Genomic DNA, 2912 nt, shown 5'->3' with positions numbered 1-2912 from the left:
GAGACAGACTCGTTATAGGGTCAAGCGAACAAGTGCATGTGGTGGATGCCTTGGCGATCACAGGCGATGAAGGACGCGGTAGCCTGCGAAAAGCTACGGGGAGCTGGCAAACGAGCTTTGATCCGTAGATGTCCGAATGGGGAAACCCGGCCCTTTTGGGTCATCCTGGACTGAATACATAGGTCCAGTGAAGCGAACGCGGTGAACTGAAACATCTAAGTAACCGCAGGAAAAGAAATCAACCGAGATTCCCAAAGTAGTGGCGAGCGAAATGGGATGAGCCTTGCACTCTTTATTTGTATTGTTAGCCGAACGCTCTGGAAAGTGCGGCCATAGCAGGTGATAGCCCTGTAGGCGAAAACAGTATGAAAGAACTAGGTGTGCGACAAGTAGGGCGGGACACGTGAAATCCTGTCTGAAGATGGGGGGACCATCCTCCAAGGCTAAATACTCGTGATCGACCGATAGTGAACCAGTACCGTGAGGGAAAGGCGAAAAGAACCCCGGGAGGGGAGTGAAATAGATCCTGAAACCGCATGCATACAAACAGTCGGAGCCTCGTAAGGGGTGACGGCGTACCTTTTGTATAATGGGTCAGCGACTTACGTTCAGTAGCAAGCTTAACCGTATAGGGCAGGCGTAGCGAAAGCGAGTCCGAATAGGGCGTTCAGTTGCTGGGCGTAGACCCGAAACCAGGTGATCTATCCATGGCCAGGATGAAGGTGCGGTAACACGTACTGGAGGTCCGAACCCACTAACGTTGAAAAGTTAGGGGATGAGCTGTGGATAGGGGTGAAAGGCTAAACAAACCTGGAAATAGCTGGTTCTCTCCGAAAACTATTTAGGTAGTGCCTCGTGTCTCACCTTCGGGGGTAGAGCACTGTCATGGTTGGGGGGTCTATTGCAGATTACCCCGCCATAGCAAACTCCGAATACCGAAGAGTGCAATCACGGGAGACAGACATCGGGTGCTAACGTCCGGTGTCAAGAGGGAAACAACCCAGACCGCCAGCTAAGGTCCCCAAATATAGCTAAGTGGGAAACGAAGTGGGAAGGCTAAAACAGTCAGGAGGTTGGCTTAGAAGCAGCCACCCTTTAAAGAAAGCGTAATAGCTCACTGATCGAGTCGTCCTGCGCGGAAGATGTAACGGGGCTAAGCTATATACCGAAGCTGCGGATGCGAGCTTTGCTCGCATGGTAGGAGAGCGTTCCGTAAGCCTGCGAAGGTGCCTTGTAAAGGGTGCTGGAGGTATCGGAAGTGCGAATGCTGACATGAGTAGCGATAAAGGGGGTGAAAGGCCCCCTCGCCGTAAGCCCAAGGTTTCCTACGCAACGTTCATCGGCGTAGGGTGAGTCGGCCCCTAAGGCGAGGCAGAAATGCGTAGCTGATGGGAAGCAGGTCAATATTCCTGCACCATTGTTAGATGCGATGGGGGGACGGATCGCGGAAGGTTGTCCGGGTGTTGGAAGTCCCGGTCGCTGCATTGGAGAAGGCGCTTAGGCAAATCCGGGCGCGTAATTCAAGGGTGTGGCGCGAGCTCCTTAGGGAGCGAAGCAATTGGAAGTGGTTCCAAGAAAAGCCTCTAAGCTTCAGTCTAACGATGACCGTACCGCAAACCGACACAGGTGGGCGAGATGAGTATTCTAAGGCGCTTGAGAGAACTCGGGAGAAGGAACTCGGCAAATTGGTACCGTAACTTCGGGATAAGGTACGCCCTTGTAGCTTGACTGGCCTGCGCCAGGAGGGTGAAGGGGTTGCAATAAACTGGTGGCTGCGACTGTTTAATAAAAACACAGCACTCTGCAAACACGAAAGTGGACGTATAGGGTGTGACGCCTGCCCGGTGCCGGAAGATTAAATGATGGGGTGCAAGCTCTTGATTGAAGTCCCGGTAAACGGCGGCCGTAACTATAACGGTCCTAAGGTAGCGAAATTCCTTGTCGGGTAAGTTCCGACCTGCACGAATGGCGTAACGATGGCCACACTGTCTCCTCCCGAGACTCAGCGAAGTTGAAGTGTTTGTGATGATGCAATCTACCCGCGGCTAGACGGAAAGACCCCATGAACCTTTACTGTAGCTTTGCATTGGACTTTGAACCGATCTGTGTAGGATAGGTGGGAGGCTATGAAACCGGAACGCTAGTTTCGGTGGAGCCGTCCTTGAAATACCACCCTGGTTTGTTTGAGGTTCTAACCTTGGCCCGTGATCCGGGTCGGGGACAGTGCATGGTAGGCAGTTTGACTGGGGCGGTCTCCTCCCAAAGCGTAACGGAGGAGTACGAAGGTACGCTAGGTACGGTCGGAAATCGTGCTGATAGTGCAATGGCATAAGCGTGCTTAACTGCGAGACCGACAAGTCGAGCAGGTGCGAAAGCAGGTCATAGTGATCCGGTGGTTCTGTATGGAAGGGCCATCGCTCAACGGATAAAAGGTACTCTGGGGATAACAGGCTGATACCGCCCAAGAGTTCATATCGACGGCGGTGTTTGGCACCTCGATGTCGGCTCATCTCATCCTGGGGCTGTAGCCGGTCCCAAGGGTATGGCTGTTCGCCATTTAAAGAGGTACGTGAGCTGGGTTTAAAACGTCGTGAGACAGTTTGGTCCCTATCTGCCGTGGGCGTTGGATATTTGAAGGGGGCTGCTCCTAGTACGAGAGGACCGGAGTGGACGAACCTCTGGTGTACCGGTTGTCACGCCAGTGGCATCGCCGGGTAGCTATGTTCGGAAGAGATAACCGCTGAAAGCATCTAAGCGGGAAACTCGCCTTAAGATGAGATATCCCTGGAGGCTAGACCTCCTTGAAGGGTCGTTCGAGACCAGGACGTTGATAGGTCAGGTGTGTAAGCGCAGTAATGCGTTCAGCTAACTGATACTAATTGCCCGTAAGGCTTGATCCTATAACAAGTCTG

The 2912-nt window shown here is 53.0% G+C and carries 1 rRNA gene; it reads left to right on the top strand.

Features of this window, described 5'->3' with window-relative positions:
- Positions 1-18 precede the first annotated feature (18 nt).
- Positions 19-2900, top strand: a 23S ribosomal RNA gene (locus tag J8I35_RS34215).
- Positions 2901-2912 lie beyond the last annotated feature (12 nt).

Source organism: Burkholderia sp. CpTa8-5 (assembly GCF_017815045.1).
GTDB lineage: Bacteria > Pseudomonadota > Gammaproteobacteria > Burkholderiales > Burkholderiaceae > Burkholderia > Burkholderia sola.
Note: the sequence above shows the minus strand (reverse complement) of the source record. Positions and strands in the feature narration are given on the sequence as shown.